Source organism: Nitratireductor sp. WH36-1 (assembly GCF_058725515.1).
The window spans coordinates 1,615,652-1,639,259 of sequence record NZ_CM178970.1; the positions used below are offsets into that span (position 1 = coordinate 1,615,652).

The window sequence follows — 23,608 nt, forward strand, 5'->3', positions numbered from 1 at the left end:
CGGTTCCTCCGCTGCTTCAGGTGAAATTTGGATCGCCGCGCGTCCGGAAGGGCGCGCGGCGATTTAAGTTCGGGACGAAGGCGCTTTCCTGCGCGAACGCGGCTGTTTTGAGTTGCGTTTTGCCGCATGAAACCCTTTATACGCATTGCCAGCCGGTCGGACGGCCGCGCGGACCGGGGCCGAAAGGCTGTTCGCGAGGAAAGTCCGGGCTCCACGGAAAAACGGTGCCGGATAACATCCGGCGGGGGCGACCCCAGGGACAGTGCCACAGAAAGCAGACCGCCCCGCCTTCGGGCAGGGTAAGGGTGAAAGGGTGGGGTAAGAGCCCACCGCGTCGACGGTAACGGAGGCGGCAAGGTAAACCCCACCGGGAGCAAGACCGAATAGGAACGGCGCGGGGGGGCAACCCTCAGGGCTTTTTCCGGCTTGACCGTTCGGGTAGGTTGCTAGAGGCCGATGGCAACATCGGTCCCAGAGGAATGGTCGTCACGTTGCATCGCTTTCGGGCGGTGCGGCCATACAAAACCCGGCTTATAGACCGGCTGGCATTTTCGTCTTTCATTTTCCGGAATTCTGTCCCGTTTGGGAAAATTCCGGATGCTTTTGGAAAATTTACAGGCCGTTCAGCGCCGTTTCGATGGATGCCCACAGTGCCTCGGTCGGCTCGCATCCAATCGACAGGCGCACAAAGCCTTCCGCCACATCGTCACCCCATCTTGCACGCCGCTCCGCTGAAGAGTGAACGCCGCCGAACGAGGTCGTGGCTTCGAGTAGCGGGCAGGTGTTGATGAAGGCTTCCGCCTTTTCTTCCGTTTCCAGAGTTAGCCCGATCAGCGAGCCGAAACGCAGCATCTGCGTGCGGCTGAGCGCATGGGATGGATCGCCTGCAAGGCCGGGATAGCGCAGCGCCGTGATGGCCGGATGCTCGGCAAGGCGGGCGGCGATGGTTTCGGCCGACGAGCACATCCGGTCAAAACGCAGTTCAAGCGTCTCGATCCCGCGCAGCACCAGCCAGGCCTCGAACGGGCCGGGAATGTTGCCGGAAAGCTTGCGCCAGTCGCGCACCGCACCGATCAGCGTGCTGTCGCGGCTTGCCACATGGCCGAACAGCACATCCGAGTGCCCGTTGACCGCCTTGGTGTCGGCGGCAAGAACGATGTCCGCGCCCAGATCCAGCGGGCGCTGGCCGAAAGGCGTCATGGTCGTGTTGTCGGCAACGACGATGGCGCCATGTTCATGGGCAGCCTTCGCGACGGCCGCGATGTCGCACACATCGAGCCCCGGATTGGACGGCGTTTCAATGAGAACCATGCGGTAGCTTTCAAACCCGCCTTCAAGGAAGGAGGCCGTGGGGCGCGTGTCGTAAAGAATGCCAAGCCGGGAGAGGTGTTTCTCCAGAAGAACGCGCGGTGTGTAGTAGCCGTCCGCGGGCAGAAGCACCCGGTCGCGAGTCGAAAGCAGCGCCAGAAAGACGGACGAAATTGCAGCCATGCCCGATGGGAAGCTCACGGTCTCGGCATCTTCCAGATGGGCGAGGGCGGCTTCGACCGCTTCCCAGGTGGGATTGTCGAAACGGCCATATTGCCTAAAGCCTGCGGGATCGCCGGGAAGATGAAACACCGAGCTCATGACGATGGGCGTAGAGAGCGGATCGCCCTTTGCGAGCCGTGCCGAATGAAGGTGCGAAAGGCTTGCAGCGCGGGCGTTCTGGCTGTCGGACATGGGGCTCCTCGCAGGCGTCATGGGTGACTTTGGGGCAGGTGCGGACCGGCCGGCCCGAAGCCTTTCCTAACCTTTTGTTAGCCTTAATGCACGATAAATGACCATGGCCCGATGCATGCCGAAATCGCCTGTCATCGAGGCATAAGTGAAGGTTAATCCCGTTGACGCCCATATCGGCCCATGGTACCCCATAAATCAAATCAGCGTTTCGTTGCAGTTGGAGTACGGGTTCCACCCATGTCGGCCTCTTTTTCAGGGCGACGTGGCGTATGGGATTCACCCTTGCAGAGGGGCGGGCACACATTCGGAGAGCCGCTTTTGACAGCGGCAGAAGAGATGCAAAGGGGCATAGGCCAATTGGCCGTTAAGCGTCATGGACCGGTTTCTGTCGAATGCAGTAAACAAGATCGACTCCAAGGGTCGGGTCTCGGTGCCGGCGCACTTTCGCTCCGTTGTTCAAAAGCGTGGTTTCACGGAACTCTATGCACTGCGTGCGCTCGACATCCCGGCGATGGATGTGGGCGGTCTCGACCTGCTCGACCGCTACGAGGAGCGCATTGCGCAGGAGGATCCGTTCCTGCAGACGGCGGACGACATGTCCTTTTTCGTGCATGGCGACGGCGCCTTCCTCAAATTCGATCAAGATGGGCGCATCACGGTGACCGATTTTATTCGCGAGCACACGGGCATCACGAAGGAAGTGGCCTTCGTGGGGCGTGGACTGTTCTTTCAGATCTGGGAGCCGGAGCGGCTGAAAGCCCATGGGCAGGCAGTGCGCGAACGGCTCCTCAAACTTCGGCAAGCGGCCGCATCCGGCCGGACTGCCGGACAGTCGGAATGATGGCGGGCCCCGGCGGCGAAAGCCCGGCCGGTGGCGGACCGGCCCGCCACATTCCGGTTCTTTTGCGTGAAGTTCTTGAAGCCCTGCATCCGCTCGAAGGTCATTCCTTCATCGACGGCACATTCGGCGCCGGCGGCTACACCACCGCGCTTCTGGAAGCCGGCGGTTCGGTCACGGCCATTGACCGCGACCCGACGGCGATTGCCGCAGGGCAGGCGCTGGTCGACAAATGGGATGGACGCCTGCGTCTGGTGGAGAACCGCTTCTCCCGCCTCGACGAGGTGGTTGACGCGCCGGTTGACGGCGTCGTTCTCGACATCGGCGTTTCCTCCATGCAGATCGACGAGGCGGTGCGCGGCTTTTCCTTCCAGAAGGAAGGCCCGCTCGACATGCGCATGGAGCGCACCGGGCTGAGCGCAGCCGACGTGGTCAACACGATGAAGGCGGGGGATCTCGCCCGCATCTTCGGCATTCTGGGCGAAGAGCGGCAGGCCGGGCGCATCGCGCGCGGGCTTGAGCGACTTCGTGCCGAAAAGCTTTTCGAGACGACGCTCGACCTTGCCAATGCGGTCGAGAAAATCGTGGGCCGGCGTCCGCAGGAAAAGATCCACCCGGCGACCCGCGTGTTCCAGGGCCTGCGCATCTACGTCAATGACGAGCTGGGCGAACTGGCGCGCGCGCTCTTTGCAGCCGAGCGTGCTCTGAAGCCCGGCGGGCGGCTGGTCGTGGTCACGTTTCATTCGCTCGAAGACCGGATCGTGAAGCGTTTCATGGCTGAACGGGCCGGCGGTTCCGGCGGTTCGCGCCATCTGCCGCAGGTTCAGGAAGCGGCGCCCCTTTTCCAGAAACCGGCGAAATCCGTTTCGCCGTCGAAGGAAGAGACGGACGTCAACCCGAGGGCGCGCTCGGCGCGTCTGCGTCTGGCCGTGCGCACCGATGCGCCGGCGGGCGATGTGGATTTCGACATTGTCGGTCTTTCGCGGTTCCCGCGGCCGACACGTGCTGGTGAAAGGTAGGCTCAGATGTTTCGCACGAGCGATATTGTTCTGATCACGGTGATGATGGCTGCCGCCGCCTTTACCTACAAGACCAAGCACGACGCCGAGGCCAGCTACAAGGAACTGCGCACGATTGAGCGGCAGGCCCAGCTGGAGAAGGATTCCATCGACATTCTGAAGGCGGACTGGAGCCTGCTGACGCAGCCTGCGCGCCTGCAGCGGCTGACGGAAACCTACAAGGAAGAGCTGGGGCTTGAGCCGGTGGAAGCGCCGCGCATCGCCGAGTTCTCCGATCTGCCGGAGCGGCCATTGACCATTGAGGGGATCGTCACCGACATGGCGGGTGCCGATGGCGGTCCTGACCAGACGACAACCGGGGCGGTGCGGCCATGACTGGGGCAAGCGAATACACCCACGACACGGATACCTCTGCGGTGCGCCGCGGGGCTGCAACCATTGTCATGGATGGCGCAGGCAAGGCGCGTGGCGGCCGGGCGCAGAACCGCGTCGTCATGGCCATGGCCGTGATCTTCGGCATTTACGCTGCGCTTGGCGGCCGTCTCGTGCATCTGGCCATGCAGGAAGAGCCCGAAGCGAGCCTTCCCGCTGCCCGCGTGACCGCGTCGCGGCCCGATCTCGTGGACCGCAATGGCGAAGTTCTGGCGACCGACATCAAGACGGCGTCGCTCTTTGCAGAGCCGCGTCGCATCGTCGACATCGACGAGGCCATCGAGAAGCTCTCCACGGTTCTGCCCGACCTGAACTATCAGCAGACCTATCGCCGGCTCGACAGCGATGCCGGTTTTGTGTGGCTGCGTCGCCAGCTTTCGCCGCGTCAGCAGGCCGACATTCTGGCGCTCGGCATTCCGGGCCTTGGTTTCCGCACCGAGAAGCGCCGCTTCTATCCGGGTGGCCCGACGGCCTCGCACATTGTTGGTCTCGTGAACATCGACAACAAGGGTATCGCCGGCATCGAAAAATTCGTCGACGATCAGGGGCTTGCCGACCTTCAGGCGACGGGCCTCGCGGTCGAGGGGCATCTGGAGCCGGTCAGGCTTTCTCTTGATCTGCGCGTCCAGCACATCATTCGCGACGAGCTGGTGCAGGCGCTCGACCGCTACAAGGCGATTGCCGCCGGTGCGGTGGTGCTCAATGCGCGCACGGGCGAAGTGGTGGGCATGGGCTCGGTGCCCGATTACGATCCCAACAACCCGGTCAACGCGCTCGACAAGGATCGGCTGAACCGCATGTCGGCAGGCGTGTTCGAGATGGGGTCGACCTTCAAGCTCTTCACCGCCGCCATGGCGCTCGATTCCGGCCTGGTCAGCATCAATGACAGTTTTGACGCCACACGGCCGATCCGTATCGGCGGCTTTACCATCACCGACTTCCACGGCAAGCGCCGTGTGCTGAGCGTTCCGGAGATCTTCATCTACTCGTCCAACATCGGCACGGCCAAGATGGCCGACGTTGTTGGCATCGACGGACACCGCGCGTTCCTGCAGAAGATCGGCCTTCTGGGACGCCTGCCCACGGAACTGCCGGAGGTTGCGCTTCCGACCGAGCCGAAGACCTGGAAGAAGATCAACTCGATCACGATCTCCTACGGTCACGGCATGGCGACCACGCCGCTTCAGACGGCGGTGGCAGCGGCAGCGATGCTGAATGGCGGCAAGCTTTTCCCGCCGACCTTCCTGCCGCGCACCGAGGCCGAGGCCAACGAAATCGCCGAACAGGTGATCTCGCCGAAGACCAGCGCCGAAATGCGCTACCTCTTCCGTCTCAACACGGAAAAGGGCTCAGGCCGCCGCGCCGAGGTGGAAGGCTATTATGTGGGTGGCAAGACCGGAACAGCCGAGAAGGTCGTCAACGGTCGCTACTCAAACAATGTGCGCTTCAACGCCTACATCGCCGGTTTCCCGGCTGATGATCCGGACTATGTGGTTCTCGTCTTCGTCGATGAGCCGAAGCCGGAGCGGGATGGCATCAGTGCAACAGCGGGCATGAATGCCGCACCGATGGTGCGTAACATCATTCGCCGCTCTGCGCCGCTTCTTGGCGTGAAGCCCGAATTCGGTCAAGAAAGTAATGCTTTGCTGGTCTCACAGCAGTGAGTCGGCCATGCGCCGAGGGGAAACGTGGTAATTGAAAGCGCCGGGGCCCATGAAATTCAGTGAATTTGCAGACATTCTTTCCAGTCAGGGGCTCTTGCCGGCGGATCGACCGATTTCAGGCGTTTCGTCGGATTCTCGCACGGTTGAAGCCGGTGACCTGTTTTTCGCGCTTGCCGGCGTAAAGGCGGACGGCGCGTCCTTTGCGCAGGAGGCTGCGCGCAAGGGCGCTGCGGCCATCATTGCACGACCGGGCGCGCTTTCGTCCGATCCGGGCATTCCCGTCATCGAGACCGACGATCCGCGCCGTGCGCTGGCGCTCTGCGCTGCGCGTGTGTTTCCGCGCCAGCCCGAAACCATGGTCGCCGTGACCGGCACCAGCGGCAAGACCTCCGTTGCCTCTTTCACGCGGCAGATCTGGGAACATGCGGGACTGCCCGCCGCCAGCATCGGCACCACCGGCGTGGTTGCGCCGGGGCGCGACGAATATGGCGAGCTGACGACGCCCGACCCGATTGCGCTGCACCGTCTTTTGGACGAGCTCGCGGGGGCGGGCGTGACGCATGCCTCCATGGAGGCTTCCAGCCACGGGCTCGACCAGCGCCGTCTCGATGGCGTGCGGCTCGCTGCCGGCGGTTTCACCAATCTTGGCCGCGACCACATGGATTACCATCCGACGATCGAGGAGTATCACCGCGCCAAGATGCGGCTCTTCGATGCGCTGCTGCCCAAGGGCGCGCCGGCGGTGATCTTCGCTGACGATCCGTGGTCGGAGCCGACCGAGAAGGCGGCGAAGGCTGCGGGTCTCGATGTGCGCACCGTGGGCCGCCAGGGCGGTTTTCTGACCCTGAAGCGGGTTGAGCATGAGCGGCACCGCCAGCGCGCCGAAGTGGATGTCGATGGCGTGATCTACGAGGTGGACCTGCCGCTTGCGGGCGACTTCCAGGTGGCCAATGCGCTGGTTGCGGCAGGCCTTGCCATCAGCACCGGCACTGCGGCGGAAACGGCTTTTGCCGCGCTTGAGACGCTGAAGGGCGCTTCGGGACGGCTGGAGCTGGTCGGAACGGCCGGCAATGGCGCGCAGGTCTATGTGGACTACGCCCACAAGCCGGACGGTCTTGAGAATGTGCTCCAGTCGGTGCGGCCCTTCACCACCGGTCGCGTGATCGTGGTGTTCGGCTGCGGCGGCGACCGCGATACGGGCAAGCGCCCGATCATGGGTGAGATCGCCGCGCGGCTTGCCGATGTGGCCATCGTGACCGACGACAATCCGCGCTCGGAAGATCCGGCGATGATCCGCGCCGCCGTCATGGAAGCGGCGTCGGGCGCGCGTGAGATCGGCGACCGCCGTGAAGCGATCCGCGCCGCCGTCGCCATGCTTGAGGAAGGCGACACGCTGATCGTGGCTGGCAAGGGGCATGAAACGGGTCAGGAAATTGCAGGCCGCAAACACCATTTCTCCGATCATGAGGAAGTGCGCACGGCACTCGCGGAGCGCGCCGGATGAGCACGTTGTGGACCTTCGAGGCGCTGGTGCAGGCGACGGGCGGAAGACCGCTGGGCCAGGCATCAGGCCCGATCACCGGTATTTCCATCGATACGCGGACGCTCAACCCGGGCGACGCGTTCTTCGCCATTGAGGGCGAGCGTTTCGACGGGCACAGCTTCGCCACCGCTGCCATGGCGGCGGGCGCTTCGGTGCTGATCGTCGCCGAGGCGAAGCTGCCGGCGCTCGGGCGGCTGGCCGTGCCGATGGTGGTGGTGCCGGACGTTCTGGGCGCGCTGGAAGATCTGGGGCGCGCGGCGCGACTGCGCAGCCGCGCGAAAATCGTGGCGGTGACCGGCTCGGTCGGCAAGACCTCCACCAAGAACATGATGCGCCAGGCGTTTTCCGCCTGCGGCAGCGTGCATGCGGCCGACCGCTCGTTCAACAATCACTGGGGCGTGCCGCTGACGCTCGCCCGCATGCCGGCCGATTGCGATTACGCGATCTTCGAGATTGGCATGAACCATCCCGACGAAATCCGCCCGCTGGTCAAGATGGTGCGTCCGCACATCGCCGTGGTGACGCTGGTGGCTGCCGCGCATCTGGGCTTCTTCAAGAGCGTTGAGGAAATCGCCCACGCCAAGGGCGAGATCTTCGAGGGGCTGGTGAAGGGCGGCGCGGCGCTGATCAACCGCGACGATGCGCACTGGGACACGCTTGCGCGTCTGGCCGAAGAGGCCGGCGTGAAGACCATTGCCGGCTTCGGCGCGCACGAAAAGGCCGATATCCGGCTGACCCATGTGGAGTGCGGTCCGCAATCCTCAACCTTTGCCATCGAGATCGATGGCGAGGCGACCGAGGTGCGGCTGGGCGCGCCGGGGCGGCACATGGTGCAGAATGCGCTGGCGACGCTGGGTGCGGTGCATCTGGCGCAGGCCGACATGCAGAAGGCTGCGATGGCGCTTGGCTCCTTCGACGCCGAGGCCGGGCGCGGCGCACGCCACCGGCTGATGCTCGATGGCGGCGCGTTTACGCTGATCGATGAGAGCTTCAACGCCAATCCGGCCTCCATGGCGGCTGCCTTCGACCTGTTGAAGCGCGCCGAGCCGGAAGCCGGTGGACGGCGCATCGCCGTTCTGGGCGATATGGCGGAGCTTGGCGAACATGCAGAAAAGCTGCATGCCGGGCTCGCCGGCATGGTGACGGATGCGGGCACGGAGCTCGTTTTCCTCGCCGGCAGGGAAATGAAAGCGCTGGCCGCGGCACTGCCCGAAGGGCTGCCGGTGGAACACCGCGAAGCAACGGACGATCTGCGCGCGCTTGTGCTTGCGGCTGTGAAGCCCGGCGACGCCGTCATGATCAAATCTTCAAAAAGCATCGGCTTCAACAAACTGGTCGACGCCATCCTAAAAACCTATCCGGGCGCGGCGACGGGGGACTGATCCATGCTCATGATGCTCGTTGACCTGGCCGATGAAGTTTCGGTTCTCAACGTATTTCGTTACATCACCTTCCGCACCGGCGGCGCGCTGATCACCTCGGCGCTGATCGTCTTCCTGTTCGGGCCGATGATCATCGCATCGCTGCGTGTGCGTCAGGGCAAGGGGCAGCCGATCCGCGCCGACGGTCCGCAGACCCATTTCAAGAAGGCCGGCACGCCCACCATGGGCGGGCTCATGATCCTGTCGGGCATTCTTGGCTCCTGTGCGCTCTGGGCGAACCTCTCCAGCGTTTATGTCTGGGTGGTGCTGATGGTCACGCTGGGCTTCGGCGCCATCGGCTTCTATGACGATTATCTCAAGGTGATGAAGCAGTCGCATCTGGGCTTTTCGGGCAAGGCGCGCCTGACGGCCGAATTCGTGATTGCGGGCATTGCCGCCTGGGTCATCATGAATGCGGGGCAGGCGCCGTTCTCCTCGTCTCTGACCTTCCCCTTCTTCAAGGATTTCCTGCTCAATCTGGGCATCTTCTTCGTGCCTTTCGCGGCCTTCGTGATCGTGGGCGCGGGCAATGCCGTGAACCTGACCGATGGTCTCGACGGGCTTGCCACGGTGCCGGTCATGGTGGCGGCGGCGTCGTTCGGCGTGATCGCCTATCTCTCTGGTAACGCCATCTTCGCCAACTATCTGCAGATCCACTTCGTGCCGGGCACGGGTGAGCTGGCGGTGATCCTTGGCGCGGTGATCGGTGCGGGGCTCGGCTTCCTGTGGTTCAACGCGCCGCCGGCGGCAATCTTCATGGGCGACACGGGATCGCTGGCGCTTGGCGGCCTGATCGGCTCGGTTGCCGTGGCCACCAAGCACGAGATCGTGCTCGCCATCATCGGCGGCCTGTTCGTGGTGGAAATCCTTTCGGTGATCATTCAGGTGGCGGTCTTCAAGATGACCGGCAAGCGGGTGTTCCTGATGGCCCCGATACACCATCACTTCGAAAAGCTCGGCTGGACCGAAAGCCAGGTGGTGATCCGTTTCTGGATCATTGCGGTGCTTCTGGCGCTGGTGGGCCTGTCCACCCTCAAGCTGCGCTAGGGCGGGCGCGATGATCCCGGCCTCCGTCTTCAAGGGCAGGAATGTCGCTCTGTTCGGGCTTGGCGGCTCGGGCATCGCGACGGCGCGCGCGCTGGTTGCCGGCGGCGCGGTGGTGACCGCGTTTGACGACAATCCCGAAAGCGTGGCGCGGGCTGCCGGCGAGGGCGTGCCCACGGGCGACCTGCGCGGCATCGACTGGAGCGCGCAGGATGCGTTCGTCTTGTCGCCCGGCGTGCCGCTGACCCATCCGCGCCCGCACTGGAGCGTGGAGCTGGCGCAGGCGGCGGGTGTGGAGATCATCGGCGATGTGGAGCTGTTCGCCCGCGAGCGGCAGGCCCATGCGCCCGACGCTCCGCTGGTGGCGATCACCGGCACCAACGGCAAATCGACCACCACGGCGCTTATCGCGCATATTCTCGCCGATGCGGGACGCGACACGCAGATGGGCGGAAATATCGGCCGGGCGGTCATGACGCTCGACGCGCCGCAGCCCGAACGGCATTACGTGGTGGAGTGCTCCTCCTACCAGATCGATCTCGCACCCACACTCGACCCTTCGGTCGGCATTCTCCTGAACCTGTCGCCCGATCATCTCGACCGGCACGGCTCGTTTGAGAATTATGCCGCGATCAAGGAACGGCTGGTGGCGAAAAGCGGGCTGGCGATTGTCGGTGTCGACGATCCCGATTGCCGCCGCATCGCCGACCGGCTTGCTGAGGCAGGGCGCAGGGTCGAGCGCATTTCATCAACGTCCCGGCTCGATGACGGGTTCTATCTCGACGGGCTCGCCCTCATGCGGGCGGTGAACGGCGTTGCCGAACAGCTCGCCACGCTTGAAGGCATCGGCTCGCTGCGCGGCGCGCACAATGCGCAGAACGCGCTTGCCGCACTGGCGGCCTGTCTGGAATGCGGGCTCAGCCTCGAAGAGATACAGGCAGGGTTCAACAGCTTTCCGGGGCTTGCCCACCGCATGGAGCAGGTGGCGCGCAAGGGGCGGGTGCTGTTCGTCAACGATTCCAAGGCGACCAACGCCGATGCGGCGGAGCGGGCGCTTTCAAGCTTTGAACGCATCTACTGGATTGCCGGCGGCCTGCCCAAGGATGGCGGGATTGAAACGCTGAAGAGCCTCTTTCCGCGCGTTGCCAAGGCCTATCTGGTGGGCGAGGCCGCACCAGCCTTTGCTGCTACGATCGGAGAGGCGACGGCGTTCGAGATTTCGGGTACCATAGACAAAGCCGTCGACCATGCGGCGCGCGATGCGGCGGGCGATCCCGCGCCGGAGGCTGTAGTCCTGTTATCGCCAGCCTGTGCGAGTTTCGATCAGTTCAGGAATTTTGAGGTGCGTGGCGATGCCTTCCGCGAGGCGGTTCGTTCGCTCGCCGGCGCCGAGATGATGGGGAGCAAGTGACATGGTGAGCCGCACCGACCGAAGCCCGGTTGCCAATTGGTGGTGGACCATTGACCGTTGGTTCCTTGGCGCGTTCCTGCTTCTTATGGGGCTTGGCGTCGTTCTGTCGTTTGCGGCAAGCCCGGCGGTTGCCGATCGCATCGGCCTGTCCAGCTTTCATTTCGTGACGCGCCAGATTGTCTACATGCTGCCTGCGGTGGTGGTGATGATCGGTGTTTCGTTCCTCAGCCCGCGTCTGGTGCGGCGGTTGGCGCTCGTGATGCTGGTGGGCGCTCTGGCGCTGATGGTGCTGACGCTCTTTGCCGGTATGGAAGTGAAGGGCTCGCGGCGCTGGCTCCACATATTCGGCGTCTCCATTCAGCCTTCGGAGTATCTGAAACCCGCCTTTGTGGTGATCTGCGCCTGGCTCTTCCATGAGCATGCGCGCCAGCCCGAAATTCCAGGCAATCTGTTTGCGATGCTGCTGCTCGGTCTCGTCATCGCGCTTCTGGTCGCGCAGCCCGATCTGGGTCAGACCATGCTGGTGCTTGGCACATGGGGCGCGATGTTCTTCATCGCCGGCATGCCGTGGCTCTGGATCGCCGTGCTCGGCGCGCTGGGCGCGGGCGGCGCGTTTCTCGCCTACACGATCTTCCCGCATGTGGCCGACCGTATTGACCGCTTTCTGACCGGCGAGGGCGACACCTATCAGGTGGACATGAGCATCGAGGCGATCACCCGCGGTGGCTGGTTTGGACGTGGACCGGGCGAAGGCACGGTGAAGCGCATTCTTCCCGACAGCCACACCGACTTCGTGTTCGCCGTGGCGGGCGAAGAGTTCGGGATCATCATCCTTCTTATCATTTTGAGTATCTTCGCCTTCGTTGTGCTGCGCGGTCTTTCAAAGGCGCGCCGCGAAGAAGACGATTTTACGCGCTACGCGGTGAGCGGGCTGGTGATTCTGTTCGGCTTCCAGTCGATCATCAATATGGGCGTGAATGTCCGCATGCTGCCGGCCAAGGGCATGACGCTGCCCTTCATCTCCTATGGCGGTTCATCGCTGATCGCCATGGCCATTTCCATGGGCTTCGTGCTGGCGCTCACGCGCCGCAAGCCCGAAAAGCGCCGCCCGGTCGCCTATGCGCAGCCGGCGGGACGCGAGGCAGTCGCAGGATAACATGACCAAGGGTACGATCCTTCTTGCCGCCGGTGGGACCGGCGGGCACCTTTTTCCGGCCGAAGCTCTGGCGCACACGCTGCATGAGCGCGGCTGGTCGGTGCATCTGGCGACCGACCGGCGTGCGGCGCGTTTTGCGGGTTCGTTTCCCGCCGACGAGACGCACATCGTTGAGAGCGCCACGTTCGGTTCCAAAAATCCGATTGCGCTTCTGAAGGCCGGCTGGACCATCTGGCGCGGCGTCAAGCAGGCTTCGGTGATCCTGCAGCGGTTCAAGCCTGCCGCCGTGGTGGGGTTCGGTGGTTATCCGACGCTTCCGCCGCTCTATGCCGCCACACGGCGCAGCATACCGGCGCTGGTTCATGAACAGAACGCGGTGATGGGACGCGCCAACAAGGCGCTAGCTGGCCGTGTGCAGGCGATTGCCGGCGGCTTTCTGCCGGATGAGGGTGCGTTTGCCGACAAGATCGTGGCGACGGGCAACCCGGTGCGCCCTGCGGTCATCGAAGCTGCGGCAGAACCTTATCGTGCGGCAGGCGCGCAGGAGCCTTTCAGGCTTCTGGTCTTTGGCGGCAGCCAGGGCGCGCAGTTCTTTTCCGATGCGATCCCCGCAGCGATTGCGCTGCTTGAGCCTGAGCAGCGGGCGCGGCTCGTCGTGACGCAGCAGGCGCGTCCCGAAGACGAGGGCGAGGTGCGCGCGGCCTATGATAAGCTTGGCGTGCCAGCGGAGGTCTCCACCTTTTTCAAGGACATGGCGCGCCGCATCGCCGATAGCCATCTGGTCATTTCACGCTCCGGCGCTTCGACCGTTTCGGAAATCGCGGCCATTGGCCGTCCGGCGTTTCTTGTGCCTTATCCGCATGCGCTCGATCACGATCAGGCGGCCAATGCGGCAGCGCTTGAGCGGGCCGGCGGCGCGGAGCTTCACGCCCAGTCAACGCTCTCGCCCGAGCGGCTTGCAGAGCTGATCGGCGGAGCCATGAACGATCCCCGGCATCTGGCCGAGATGGCGGCTGCCGCGCGCAGCGTGGGCAAACCCAATGCAGCGGAGTTGCTTGCCGACCTCGTGGAGGCTATTGCCTCCGGCCAACCCGCAGACACAATGAAGGAAGGAACCCGCGCATGAAAATGCCGCAGACGATTGGAACCGTGCATTTCGTCGGCATCGGCGGCATAGGCATGAGCGGCATCGCCGAGGCGCTGCACACGCTTGGCTACAAGGTGCAGGGATCCGACCAGGCCGAGAACCCCAATGTGGTGCGCCTGCGCGAGAAGGGTATCGAGGTTTTCATCGGTCACGCCGGAGAAAATCTGGGCGAGGCGGAAGTCATCGTCGTTTCGACGGCCATCAGGAAAGACAATCCCGAGATCGTTGCAGCGCGCGAGAAGCATCTGCCCATCGTTCGCCGTGCAGAAATGCTGGCCGAGCTGATGCGCTTCGGTCAGGCGGTCGCCATTGGCGGCACCCATGGCAAGACGACCACCACCTCGATGGTGGCAGCACTCTTCGATGCGGGCGGGTTCGACCCGACGGTCATCAATGGCGGCATCATCAACGCCTATGGCACCAATGCGCGCATGGGCGAGGGCGACTGGATGGTCGTCGAGGCCGATGAGAGCGATGGCACCTTCCTCAAGCTGCCCGCCGACATTGCCGTCATCACCAATATCGATCCCGAGCATCTCGATCATTACGGCGATTTCGACAAGCTGCGCGCGGCCTTCCGCCAGTTCGTCGAGAATGTGCCGTTCTACGGCTTTGCCGCCATGTGCATCGACCATGCCGAGGTGCAGGCGCTGGTTGGCCGCATCGAGGACCGCCGCGTCATCACCTATGGCGAGAACCCGCAGGCCGATGTGCGGTTCTCCAATCATCACATGGACGGTCCGGTCTCCGTGTTTGATGTGACGTTTCGCGACCGCAAGACGGGCGAGACGCAGACGCTTGAGGGCCTGCGCCTTCCGATGCCCGGCCGGCACAATGTGTCGAACGCGACGGCGGCCATTGCCGTGGCGCATGAGCTTGGCATCGACCATGAGGCGATCCGCGCAGGTCTGGCGGGCTTTGGCGGCGTGAAGCGCCGCTTCACGCTTACGGGCGTGTGGAACGGCGTCAGCGTGTTTGACGATTACGGCCATCACCCGGTCGAGATCCGCGCCGTGCTGAAGGCTGCGCGCGAGGCGTGTCAGGGGCGCATTCTGGCGATTGCGCAGCCGCACCGCTATTCGCGCCTGCATGACCTGTTCGACGATTTCGCCGCCTGCTTCAACGAGGCGGACAAGGTGCTGGTCGCGCCGGTCTATTCGGCGGGCGAAGACCCGATCGAAGGTGTGTCGTCCGACACGCTCGTTTCGCGCATCCGCGCTTCGGGCCACCGCGATGTGGCGTATATCGAAGGGCCGGAAGCGGTCGAGCAGATCGTGCGCAACTGGGCGAAGGAAGGCGACTTCATCGTCTATCTGGGCGCCGGCAACATCACCCAGTGGGCCTATGCGCTGCCCAAAGAGCTTGAGGCCAAGGGATGAGCGGAGCGGAACTGCTGGAGCGTCTCGGCGACCGGCTGTCGGGCCTGCGCGGACGGCTGACGCCCGACGCCGGCATGGACAAGATCACCTGGTTTCGTGCCGGCGGTCCGGCTGATGTTCTGTTTCAGCCGGCCGATGAGGAAGACCTCTCCGCATTTCTGAAAGCGGTGCCGGAAGACATTCCGGTGACCATGGTGGGCATCGGCTCGAACCTTCTGGTGCGCGAGGGCGGCATTCGCGGTTTCGTGGTGCGGCTTTCGGCCAAGGGGTTTGGCCAGGCGGAAGTGGTTTCCGATACGCGCATTCGCGCGGGCGCGGCCATTCCCGACAAGCGGCTTGCCGCAGCGGCGCTTGAGGCAGGCATTGGCGGGTTTCATTTCTACCACGGCATTCCCGGTGGTCTGGGCGGTGCGCTGCGCATGAATGCGGGCGCCAATGGCGTCGAGACGAAAGAGCGGGTGATCGAAGTGCGCGCGCTTGACCGGAAGGGCGAGCTGCATGTCTTCTCCAATGCCGATATGGGCTATGCCTACCGGCATTCGGACGCGCCCCGTGACCTGATCTTCACCTCCGCGCTGATGGAAGGTTACCGGGAAGATCCCGATGTCATCCGTCGCGAGATGGATGCGGTTCAGCATCACCGCGAGACCGTGCAGCCGGTGCGTGAGAAAACGGGTGGCTCCACCTTCAAGAACCCGCCTGAAAGCTCGGCCTGGAAAGAGGTCGACAAGGCCGGATGCCGCGGGCTGACCATCGGCGGCGCGCAGATGTCGCCCATGCACTGCAACTTCATGATCAACACCGGAACGGCGAGCGGCTACGACCTGGAATATCTGGGCGAGACGGTGCGCGCGAAGGTTCTTGAGCATTCGGGCGTTCGTCTCGAATGGGAGATCAAGCGCATCGGTGAATTCCGCGACGGTCGCGAGATCGACCCGTTTCTGGGGCAGATGCTCTAGTCTCGTTCCTGAATGAATACCGGCCGCACGAAGATGCGGCCGGGGATATTTGCTCCCGCGCGGTCTATGTTGCGCCGCAGCAGTTTTGCCCCTCCCGGATGTGTCAAGTTGCGTCCCGGGGGTGTTTGCGTTCACAAAATGTAAAATTTTCAGAAAATTGAATCTTCGGGAATCTCAAGCCCTTGCCTTGGAATCAAACCTCTGATTCTTTGGCCCATAAGTAATCACTGATTTGAGTCGCGGCGTTCGGGTCGGGGGCTTTCCCATTTGAGGAGGTCTTGCTCGGCCAATGCGGAATATTGCCCGAAATTCCGGGCGCTTGGACAAGGGGGTAGCCGGAAAATGAAGAGGAAGCACGTTGCCGTCCTGATGGGGGGATTCTCCTCCGAGAGGCCGGTTAGTCTTTCTTCCGGTACTGCCTGCGCCGACGCTCTCGAAGTCGAGGGCTATGCTGTCACGCGCGTCGATGTGGGGCGCGATGTTGCGCGGGTCCTGTCTGATCTCAATCCCGATGTCGCCTTCAATGCTTTGCATGGTCCGTTCGGTGAGGACGGGGCCATTCAGGGCATTCTCGAATATCTCGACATTCCCTACACGCATTCCGGCGTGCTGGCGTCCGCGCTTGCCATGGACAAGCAGCTTGCCAAGACCGTGGCGAAGGCGGAGGGCATTCCGGTCGCCGACGCGCTGGTGGTCAACCGTTTCCAGATCGGCAATGAGCACCCGATGGAGCCGCCCTATGTGGTGAAGCCCGTCAATGAGGGGTCCAGCTTTGGTGTGGTGATCGTGCAGGAGGGGCAGAGCACGCCCCCGCAGATCATCAGCTCGACGGACTGGCAGTATGGCGAGCGCGTGATGGTCGAGCGCTATGTGGCCGGACGCGAGTTCACCTGTGCGGTGATGGGTGATCGTGCGCTCGGCATTGCCGAGATCATTCCGGTCGGTCACACCTTCTACGATTACGACTCGAAATACGTTCCGGGTGGGTCAAAACACGAATGCCCGGCAAAAATTTCACCAAATATTTACCAAAAAATAGAGACACTGGCCCTCACGGCACACAAGGCTATTGGCTGCCGGGGCGTGTCCCGGTCCGACTTCCGTTTTGACGATCGCAAATCCGCTGATGGAGAGCTTGTCTGGTTGGAGGTGAACACGCAGCCCGGCATGACGCCAACCTCTCTGGTGCCCGAGATCGCCGCAGCGGCGGGAATTGGGTTTGGTGAATTGTTGAGTTGGATTGTGGAGGACGCTTCGTGTTCTCGCTGACGTCATCAAAGGCTGGGAAGGACCGGTACATGGCAAGGCGTCGTGGCGGCGATGTGGTGCTGCCGCGCTGGCTGCGCCGGCCGGCCCGCTTCATGCAGCGCGTCAATGCGGGCGAAGTGGAGCCGCCGCGCTTTGGCGCGAGTATTGCAACAGCTGCCCTTCTCGGCGCGACCGCGATCTACGGAACGCTTGCCGGTGGACATCTGCCGCAGGTGGTGCAGAGTGTGACCGCGCGCACCGGTCTGGCGATTGCGCAGGTACATGTGGTCGGCAATGATGAAACGTCCGAGATCGACGTGATCCAGGAAGTGGGTCTCGACGGCTGGACGGCGCTGGTCGGTTTCAGCGCCGAGGGCGCGCGCGAGCGGCTTTCCGCCCTGCCATGGGTCGAAGGTGTGGCTGTCCGCAAGATTTACCCGGCGACGCTTGAAGTCGACATCACCGAGAAGAAGCCTTTCGCGATCTGGCAGCATGGCAACGAGCTTTCCCTGATCGAGAAGGATGGTTCGGTGATCGCGCCGTTCGATGGCGGGCGCTACACGGCGCTGCCGATGGTGATCGGCGTTGGTGCGCGTGAGGCCGGACCGGAGTTCATTGCCAAGGTGGCGCGTCATCCCGCGATTGCGGATGCAGTGCGCGCCTATATCCGCATTGGCGACCGGCGCTGGGATCTGCGTCTGAAGAATGGCGTGACCATCAAACTGCCCGAGCGTGACGAGGCGCTGACGCTGGCGACACTGGCTTCGCTCGATCGCCAGAAGGGCCTTCTGTCGCGTGACATCACCTCGGTGGATATGCGTCTTGGTGATCGCATCGCCATCGGCCTGTCCGAGGATGCCGCCGAGGATCACCAGGAAGCGATGCGCAAGCGTTACAAGGCGCGGATTGCAGGTGGGGCGCAGATATGAGCTGGTTATCAGATCCCAAGAAGAACGCTGCGCGCCGCTCCGGCATCATCACGGTTCTCGATGTTGGTTCGAGCAAGGTGTGCTGCATCATCGCCAAGCTCATGCCGGCGGAGGAAGGCCGCGCGCTGCGCCATCGCACGCACCGTGTGAAGGTCATCGGCATCGGTCATCAGCAGTCGCAGGGCGTGAAGTCCGGCGTCATCATCGATCTCGACCGGGCCGAGGAATCGATCCGGCTTGCGGTGGACGCGGCCGAGCGCATGGCGGGCCTGACGGTGGATTCGCTGATCGTCAACGTGTCGGCGGGACGCCTGCGCAGCGAGACGATCTCGGCGTCGATCAATCTTGGCGGTCACGAGGTCGCCCGGTCCGACATCAACCGCGTTCTCGCGGCCGGTGCGCGCCAGGGGCTCGAGACCGAGCGTGAAGTGGTGCATTCGCTGGCGACGGGCTTCAGCCTCGATGCCGAGCGCGGCATTCGCGATCCGCGCGGGATGGTTGGTGCGGAACTCGGCGTCGACATGCACATCCTGACGGCGGACGCAGCGCCGCTGCGCAATCTGGAGCTTTGCATCAACCGTTCGCACCTTTCGGTCGAGCGCATGGTGGCAACGCCCTACGCAAGCGGTCTGGCTGCACTTGTGGATGACGAGGCGCAGATGGGTGCGGCCTGCATCGACATGGGCGGCGGCACGACGACGATTTCCGTCTTCGCCGAAGGCAAGTTCGTGTGGGCCGAGGCGCTGCCGGTTGGCGGCAACCACGTGACCATGGATCTGGTGCGCGGCCTGTCGGCGCGGCTTGAGGATGCGGAGCGGCTGAAGGTCATGCACGGTTCGGCGCTCATCTCTTCGAGCGACGACCGGGACATCGTTTCGATCCACCCGATGGGGGCGGACCCGAGCGAACAGCCGATCCAGGTGCCGCGCGCCGTGATGACCCGGATCATCCGCGCGCGCATCGAAGAAACGCTGGAGATGGCTCGCGACAAGCTGAACCGCTCCGGATATGGCGGCCTGGTGGGGCGTCGGGTGGTGTTGACGGGTGGCGCTAGCCAGCTTGTCGGTCTGCCTGAGGCAACCCGCCGGCTTTTCGGGCGCAATGTCAGGCTCGGGCGTCCGCTCGGCGTGGCGGGGCTTCCGGAAGCGGCCAAGGGGGCGGCTTTCTCCGCCTCGGTGGGCCTCTTGATCTATCCGCAGGTTGCGGAGTTCGAAAACCGTGGCCGCAGCGGAAAGAGCGGCATATTCACGCGCGCGACTGGCACTGGCGGCCGGTTCCAGCGCGTCAGCCAGTGGCTGAGAAGCAACTTCTAGCGGGGGCGGCCCCAAATTGACGACCGCGGCGGCGACCAGGCGGCGGCAAAGGCGGAAAGGACGAGGACAATGACTATCAATCTGCAGAAGCCGGACATTACCGAGCTGAAGCCACGCATCACCGTTTTCGGTGTTGGGGGCGGGGGCGGCAACGCCGTCAACAACATGATCAATGCCGGTCTGCGTGGCGTCGAGTTCGTCGTCGCAAACACCGATGCACAGGCTCTGACCCAGTCCAAGGCCGAGCGCCTGATCCAGCTCGGCGCTGCCGTGACCGAGGGGCTTGGTGCCGGTTCGCAGCCGGAAGTTGGTAGGGCCGCCGCCGAAGAATGCATCGACGAACTGGTCGATCACCTGTCCTCCACCCACATGTGCTTCGTGACCGCCGGCATGGGCGGCGGCACCGGCACCGGTGCTGCGCCCGTTGTGGCCCGCGCCGCCCGCGAGAAGGGCATCCTGACCGTTGGCGTCGTCACCAAGCCGTTCCACTTCGAAGGCCAGCGCCGCATGAAGACGGCGGAAGCCGGCATCGAGGAACTGCAGAAGTGCGTTGACACGCTGATCGTCATCCCGAACCAGAACCTCTTCCGCATCGCCAACGACAAGACCACCTTCGCCGACGCCTTTGCGATGGCCGACCAGGTGCTCTACTCGGGTGTCGCCTGCATCACCGACCTGATGGTCAAGGAAGGCCTGATCAACCTCGACTTCGCCGACGTTCGCTCGGTGATGCGCGAGATGGGCAAGGCCATGATGGGCACCGGCGAAGCATCCGGCGAGGGCCGTGCAATGGCCGCCGCCGAGGCTGCAATCGCCAACCCGCTGCTGGACGAGAGCTCCATGAAGGGCGCACGCGGCCTTCTGATCTCGATCACCGGCGGCCGCGACCTGACCCTGTTCGAGGTTGACGAAGCTGCGACCCGCATTCGCGAGGAAGTGGACCCGGACGCGAACATCATTCTCGGCGCGACCTTCGACGAAGACCTGGAAGGCGTCATCCGCGTTTCGGTCGTCGCGACCGGCATCGACAAGTCGGCAGCGGAGATTTCCGCACCTGCATCCGCTTCGCGTCCGGCTCAGCCGCGCACGGTGGAAATGCAGCGCCCGGCAGCCGTTGAAGCCAAGCCGCAGGTTGTTGCCGATCCGGTGGCCGAAGCAATCCGTGAGGCCGAGCGCGCCGAACCTGCTCCGGTAGCCGCCCGTGCGCCGACGCCGCGTCCTGCCGTCAGCAATGGTGGTTTCCAGCCGCAGAGCTCGCTCTTCCGTGGCGCACAGCCGGTTCAGCCGGCTCCGAAGGCCGCAGCGCCTGCGCCGGCTCCCAAGCCGGTACAGCAGCAGCCCGCACCGGCTCCGGTCGCCGCACAGGCTCCGCAGCAGCCGCAGCCGGCTCCGATGCAGCCGCGCGCCGAGCAGGTTCAGCCGCAGCCGCAGGCCGCCGCACCGCGCATGCCGCGCGTCGAGGACTTCCCGCCGGTCGTGAAGGCCGAGATGGAAGCCCAGGCGCAGGAGCATGAGGATCGTGGTCCGATGGGCCTGATCAAGCGCCTCACGCATGGTCTTTCGCGTCGTGACCCCGAGCAGGGTTATTCGGAGCAGCCGCGCGAGCCGAAGCTGCGTCAGGCAGCCCCGCAGGCGCGCCGTGCACCCGAAAGCGACGGTCAGCTCTATGCGCCGCGTCAGGGCCGTCTCGACGAGCATGGCCGCCTGACCACGCAGCAGCGCAATGTGCAGGAAGAGGATCAGCTGGAGATTCCCGCTTTCCTTCGCCGGCAGGCCAACTAGATCGCCGTGCATCCAATTGGATGCACAAAGGACGATCCAGGTTTTTGAAGAGCATCGGAATCAACCGAAAACCGGATTCCGCTTTTCGGTCCGATGCTCCGGCGGTAACGCCTGTAACGAAATGTCAGGGAGGGGGATGCGGCGCATCCCCCTTTTTGTTAAAAATTCCTAAACAAATCATGTCGTTATGGCTGAATCTGATTTTTGTGATGCCGTAACAAGAAGTAAGAAAGCGTGATTTGGAGTCTGTATTTGGCGACATTATCTTCCGTCGCAACTAAAGGCGGGGCGTGGGACGCATTTTGGGGGTGTTGTCCTGAAAACCATGGACGTGCTGGCGCTTGACTGAGCGCAGGCCTTTGAGAGCTTACGGGGACCATTTTGCTCGAATATCAGACGACACTCAAATCGCGCTGTTCTCTCTCGGGTATCGGCGTTCACAGCGGTAAGCCCGTTTCCATTCACTTTTCTCCGGCTGAGCCCGACACGGGTATCGTGTTTCAGCGGATCGACGAGGCCGGCACCGGTCGCGTGATTCGCGCGCTCGCCTCTGAAGTCTGCCAGACGGATCTCTGCACGGCGCTGGGCGATGCCCGCGGCGAATATGTCGCCACGGTCGAGCATCTCATGGCAGCGCTTCTGGCTGTCGGCATCGACAATGTCGTGATCGAGATCGACGGCACCGAAGTGCCGGTTCTCGATGGCAGCGCCATCGGTTTCATGGATGCGTTCGAGCAGGCCGGCATTGCAACGCTTGCCGTCAAGCGCCGCTATATCCGCGTCGTCAAACCGGTTCGCGTCGACAATGGTGGTTCCTGGGCGGAGTTCCGCCCCTATGACGGCACGCGTTTCGAGGTCGATATCGATTTCGACACTCCGGCCATCGGCCGGCAGGCGCTTGCGCTGGACCTGAATGCCGGGAACTTCCGCAAAGAGGTTGCGCGCGCCCGTACCTTCGGTTTCATCAAGGATGTTGAGCGGCTGTGGGCTGCCGGCTATGCGCTCGGTTCTTCGCTGGAGAACTCGGTCGTCATCGGTGAGGACCACAAGGTCATCAACATGGAAGGCCTGCGCTACCCTGACGAGTTCGTGCGTCACAAGATGCTCGACGCCGTGGGTGATCTGGCTCTGGCCGGTGCGCGTTTCATCGGCTGCTTCCGCTCCTACCGTGGCGGACACCGACTCAATGCGGCTGCACTGCGCCACCTTCTGACCGACCATTCTGCCTACGAGATCGTCGAAACGACGCGTCGTGAGCAGGGACGTCGTGCGGAAATGGTTGCCGTCAGCGCACCCGTTTACGCGCCCTGGACGCTTTAGTTCTGCGCTTTATGCGCCAGTTCAGGGCCTGCGCTTCCTTCCTCGTGCCACAAAATTGTACGATTGGCGGGCAATAGCGTTGCCGCGTGGCGGTCATTTGCTCTATGACTGCGTTCCGATATCGATTTTCCGTTTGCGAGAGGCGAAATGCGTTCAACTTTTGTTGCCGGCATGACCAGGACAGGCAGAGCTGCCATCACGACAGCTTCCGTGCTTGGCGTTTCGCTTCTTCTTTCCGCCTGTAATGCGGAGAAGGACCTTGATCTGTCGACCTATGTCGAACAGACTGATCCGGCTGACGTGCTCTACAATCAGGCGCTGGCCAACATGAATGCCGGACGGCTGAAGGAGGCGAGCGCGAAGTTCGAGTCCATCGACCGTCAGCACCCCTATTCGGAATACGCCCGCAAGGCGATGGTGATGAACACCTTCGCCAACTACCGGCAGGGCAAGTATGACGAGGCTATCAACAGCGGCAAGCGCTATGTGGCGCTCTATCCGACCACGGAAGATGCAGCCTATGCGCAGTATCTCGTTGGCCTGAGCTATTTCCGCCAGATCCGCGATGTGACGCAGGACCAGCGCGAGGCGCGCCGCACCGTCGAAGCGATGGAAGAGGTTGTGCAGCGCTGGCCGGATTCGGAATATGTGCCGGATGCCGAAGCCAAGATCCGCATTGCCCGCGACCAGCTCGCCGGCAAGGAAATGCAGATCGGCCGCTACTATCTCGAGCGTCGTGAATATGTTGCCGCCGTGCGCCGCTTCCGTGGTGTGGTGGAGAGTTATCCCAACACACGCCATGTCGAGGAAGCGCTCGCGCGCCTGACCGAAGCCTATTACGCGATGGGCCTGGTGTCGGAAGCGCAGACGGCTGCTGCCGTTCTGGGGCACAACTACCCGGACAGCCAGTGGTACAAGGATTCCTACGCATTGCTGCAGTCTGGCGGGCTGGAGCCGCGTGAAAACAGCGGTTCCTGGATTTCCAAGGCTGGAGCGGCAATTCTGGGCGGCTGACGCATTAGGGTCAGGACCTGTTGATATGGTCGCAATGGCGTTCGATAGACCAAGAAATGTAAGGAAAAGCCCGCAGAGCGGGGGCTTCCCCCCGGTCAAGGGATTTGACACGGCAGGTCGCCGGTCTACCGAGCGTCCTTCGGATCGGCCTTATTTGCACGGACTACTTTGTCGCAAGGCCTTGAAAGACATTAAGTCTTCCTGCAGCCTTGCTTCGCGTATCCGTACAAATCAGGCCGACCATTTCGGCCATATCAACAGGTCCTG

General features: G+C 63.3%; 19 protein-coding genes and 1 other RNA gene. 19 read left to right on the plus strand and 1 reads right to left on the minus strand.

What is annotated here, in order from left to right; genetic code table 11:
- The first annotated feature begins 148 nt into the window (after window positions 1-148).
- Window positions 149-550, plus strand: an RNA gene (rnpB, locus tag AC4PTT_RS07715) — RNase P RNA component class A.
- A 62-nt stretch (window positions 551-612) separates the two neighbouring features.
- Here the strand turns inward: rnpB and AC4PTT_RS07720 are convergent.
- Complete coding sequence (locus tag AC4PTT_RS07720) at window positions 613-1,722, minus strand: cystathionine gamma-lyase (protein WP_492162433.1); 1,110 nt, start codon at window positions 1,720-1,722, stop codon at window positions 613-615.
- A 373-nt stretch (window positions 1,723-2,095) separates the two neighbouring features.
- On the opposite strand from AC4PTT_RS07720, the gene mraZ reads away from it, so the two are divergent.
- From mraZ to AC4PTT_RS07810, 18 genes are all read left to right on the plus strand, one after another.
- On the plus strand, window positions 2,096-2,563 hold the full coding sequence (gene mraZ / locus AC4PTT_RS07725) for a division/cell wall cluster transcriptional repressor MraZ (RefSeq protein WP_113155651.1): 468 nt from the start codon (window positions 2,096-2,098) through the stop codon (window positions 2,561-2,563).
- Window positions 2,560-3,579: a 16S rRNA (cytosine(1402)-N(4))-methyltransferase RsmH gene (gene rsmH / locus AC4PTT_RS07730; RefSeq protein ID WP_492162434.1), complete on the plus strand. Its 1,020-nt coding sequence runs from the start codon at window positions 2,560-2,562 to the stop codon at window positions 3,577-3,579. Before mraZ ends, rsmH begins: the two co-directional genes overlap by 4 nt.
- A 6-nt stretch (window positions 3,580-3,585) precedes the next feature.
- Complete coding sequence (ftsL, locus tag AC4PTT_RS07735) at window positions 3,586-3,954, plus strand: cell division protein FtsL (protein WP_113155649.1); 369 nt, start codon at window positions 3,586-3,588, stop codon at window positions 3,952-3,954.
- Entirely contained in the window at window positions 3,951-5,675 is a 1,725-nt protein-coding gene (locus AC4PTT_RS07740; protein WP_206543894.1) for a peptidoglycan D,D-transpeptidase FtsI family protein, read from the plus strand. The genes ftsL and AC4PTT_RS07740 overlap by 4 nt, the downstream gene beginning before the upstream one ends.
- A 49-nt stretch (window positions 5,676-5,724) precedes the next feature.
- Window positions 5,725-7,179, plus strand: coding sequence for a UDP-N-acetylmuramoyl-L-alanyl-D-glutamate--2,6-diaminopimelate ligase (locus AC4PTT_RS07745; RefSeq protein ID WP_492162435.1), 1,455 nt, complete (start codon window positions 5,725-5,727; stop codon window positions 7,177-7,179).
- On the plus strand, window positions 7,176-8,600 hold the full coding sequence (locus tag AC4PTT_RS07750; RefSeq protein WP_206548139.1) for a UDP-N-acetylmuramoylalanyl-D-glutamyl-2,6-diaminopimelate--D-alanyl-D-alanine ligase: 1,425 nt from the start codon (window positions 7,176-7,178) through the stop codon (window positions 8,598-8,600). Before AC4PTT_RS07745 ends, AC4PTT_RS07750 begins: the two co-directional genes overlap by 4 nt.
- A gap of 3 nt (window positions 8,601-8,603) precedes the next feature.
- Window positions 8,604-9,686 carry a phospho-N-acetylmuramoyl-pentapeptide-transferase gene (gene mraY / locus AC4PTT_RS07755; protein WP_492162436.1) on the plus strand — a complete coding sequence of 361 codons (1,083 nt, stop codon included), beginning with the start codon at window positions 8,604-8,606 and terminating at the stop codon, window positions 9,684-9,686.
- A gap of 10 nt (window positions 9,687-9,696) precedes the next feature.
- A complete protein-coding gene (gene murD / locus AC4PTT_RS07760; protein ID WP_492162437.1) occupies window positions 9,697-11,094 on the plus strand; it encodes a UDP-N-acetylmuramoyl-L-alanine--D-glutamate ligase in 1,398 nt (465 codons plus the stop codon).
- A 1-nt stretch (window position 11,095) separates the two neighbouring features.
- Window positions 11,096-12,250, plus strand: coding sequence for a putative lipid II flippase FtsW (ftsW, locus tag AC4PTT_RS07765; protein ID WP_113155643.1), 1,155 nt, complete (start codon window positions 11,096-11,098; stop codon window positions 12,248-12,250).
- Window position 12,251: 1 nt separating this feature from the next.
- Complete coding sequence (gene murG, locus AC4PTT_RS07770) at window positions 12,252-13,376, plus strand: undecaprenyldiphospho-muramoylpentapeptide beta-N-acetylglucosaminyltransferase (RefSeq protein ID WP_492162438.1); 1,125 nt, start codon at window positions 12,252-12,254, stop codon at window positions 13,374-13,376.
- On the plus strand, window positions 13,373-14,776 hold the full coding sequence (gene murC, locus AC4PTT_RS07775) for a UDP-N-acetylmuramate--L-alanine ligase (protein ID WP_492162439.1): 1,404 nt from the start codon (window positions 13,373-13,375) through the stop codon (window positions 14,774-14,776). Before murG ends, murC begins: the two co-directional genes overlap by 4 nt.
- Window positions 14,773-15,735 carry a UDP-N-acetylmuramate dehydrogenase gene (gene murB / locus AC4PTT_RS07780; RefSeq protein WP_113155640.1) on the plus strand — a complete coding sequence of 321 codons (963 nt, stop codon included), beginning with the start codon at window positions 14,773-14,775 and terminating at the stop codon, window positions 15,733-15,735. The genes murC and murB overlap by 4 nt, the downstream gene beginning before the upstream one ends.
- Window positions 15,736-16,077: 342 nt before the next feature.
- Window positions 16,078-17,004, plus strand: a complete 927-nt coding sequence (locus tag AC4PTT_RS07785; protein WP_113155639.1) for a D-alanine--D-alanine ligase — start codon at window positions 16,078-16,080, stop codon at window positions 17,002-17,004.
- Between the two features lie 29 nt (window positions 17,005-17,033).
- On the plus strand, window positions 17,034-17,912 hold the full coding sequence (locus tag AC4PTT_RS07790; RefSeq protein ID WP_113155638.1) for a cell division protein FtsQ/DivIB: 879 nt from the start codon (window positions 17,034-17,036) through the stop codon (window positions 17,910-17,912).
- Window positions 17,909-19,225, plus strand: coding sequence for a cell division protein FtsA (gene ftsA / locus AC4PTT_RS07795; RefSeq protein WP_113155637.1), 1,317 nt, complete (start codon window positions 17,909-17,911; stop codon window positions 19,223-19,225). Before AC4PTT_RS07790 ends, ftsA begins: the two co-directional genes overlap by 4 nt.
- Window positions 19,226-19,294: 69 nt before the next feature.
- A complete protein-coding gene (gene ftsZ / locus AC4PTT_RS07800) occupies window positions 19,295-21,007 on the plus strand; it encodes a cell division protein FtsZ (protein WP_475081794.1) in 1,713 nt (570 codons plus the stop codon).
- A 381-nt stretch (window positions 21,008-21,388) separates the two neighbouring features.
- Window positions 21,389-22,327 (plus strand): UDP-3-O-acyl-N-acetylglucosamine deacetylase, encoded by a 939-nt coding sequence (lpxC, locus tag AC4PTT_RS07805; protein WP_113155635.1) that lies wholly within the window; start codon window positions 21,389-21,391, stop codon window positions 22,325-22,327.
- A gap of 171 nt (window positions 22,328-22,498) precedes the next feature.
- A complete protein-coding gene (locus AC4PTT_RS07810; RefSeq protein ID WP_222474089.1) occupies window positions 22,499-23,341 on the plus strand; it encodes an outer membrane protein assembly factor BamD in 843 nt (280 codons plus the stop codon).
- The last annotated feature ends 267 nt before the right edge of the window (window positions 23,342-23,608 follow it).